General features: G+C 53.9%; 2 rRNA genes. Both read left to right on the top strand.

Annotated features, from left to right (window positions below):
* Window positions 1-975: ribosomal RNA gene (locus ASE56_RS11935) — 23S ribosomal RNA — on the top strand; the annotation flags it as partial.
* Window positions 976-1,077: 102 nt separating this feature from the next.
* Window positions 1,078-1,194 (top strand): 5S ribosomal RNA (gene rrf / locus ASE56_RS11940).
* Window positions 1,195-1,254: the final 60 nt, after the last annotated feature.

Here is a 1,254-nt window from a genome sequence, read left to right on the forward strand (position 1 = left end):
CTAAGGTAGCGAAATTCCTTGTCGGGTAAGTTCCGACCTGCACGAATGGCGTAACGACTTCCCAACTGTCTCAACCGCGAACTCGGCGAAATTGCATTACGAGTAAAGATGCTCGTTACGCGCAGCAGGACGGAAAGACCCCGTGACCTTTACTACAGCTTGGTATTGGTGTTCGGTGTGGCTTGTGTAGGATAGGTGGGAGACGGTGAAGCATTCACGCCAGTGAGTGTGGAGTCATTGTTGAAATACCACTCTGGTCACTCTGGATATCTAACTTAGGACCGTGATCCGGTTCAGGGACAGTGCCTGGTGGGTAGTTTAACTGGGGCGGTTGCCTCCCAAAATGTAACGGAGGCGCCCAAAGGTTCCCTCAACCTGGTTGGCAATCAGGTGGCGAGTGTAAGTGCACAAGGGAGCTTGACTGTGAGACTGACAGGTCGAGCAGGGACGAAAGTCGGGACTAGTGATCCGGCAGTGGCTTGTGGAAGCGCTGTCGCTCAACGGATAAAAGGTACCTCGGGGATAACAGGCTGATCTTGCCCAAGAGTCCATATCGACGGCATGGTTTGGCACCTCGATGTCGGCTCGTCGCATCCTGGGGCTGGAGTAGGTCCCAAGGGTTGGGCTGTTCGCCCATTAAAGCGGTACGCGAGCTGGGTTTAGAACGTCGTGAGACAGTTCGGTCCCTATCCGCTGCGCGCGTAGGAAGTTTGAGAGGATCTGACCCTAGTACGAGAGGACCGGGTTGGACGAACCTCTGGTGTGTCAGTTGTTCCGCCAGGAGCACCGCTGATTAGCTACGTTCGGGATGGATAACCGCTGAAAGCATCTAAGCGGGAAGCCGGCCTCAAGATGAGACTTCCATACCATTTATGGTGAGAGGCTCCCAGCCAGACTACTGGGTTGATAGGCCGGATGTGGAAGCGTAGTAATACGTGAAGCTGACCGGTACTAATAAGCCGATGACTTGATAACACACCTGTTTTTGGTGCTTGCGTCCACTGAGTGGTTCTCGATGTACGGTCGGGAACTCAACAATGATCATGTCGTTGTTGGTTTTTGAAACATCAATAGTGTTTCGGCGGCCATAGCGAGAGGGAAACGCCCGGTTACATTCCGAACCCGGAAGCTAAGCCTCTCAGCGCCGATGGTACTGCAGGGGGGACCCTGTGGGAGAGTAGGACACCGCCGGACTTCTTTTAGTCGAAATGGCCACCCAAAGTTGGGTGGCCATTTCGCATTTACGGGCACAAT

The sequence above is a fragment of the Microbacterium sp. Leaf203 genome (genome assembly GCF_001421275.1).
Classification (GTDB): Bacteria; Actinomycetota; Actinomycetes; order Actinomycetales; family Microbacteriaceae; genus Microbacterium; species Microbacterium testaceum_A.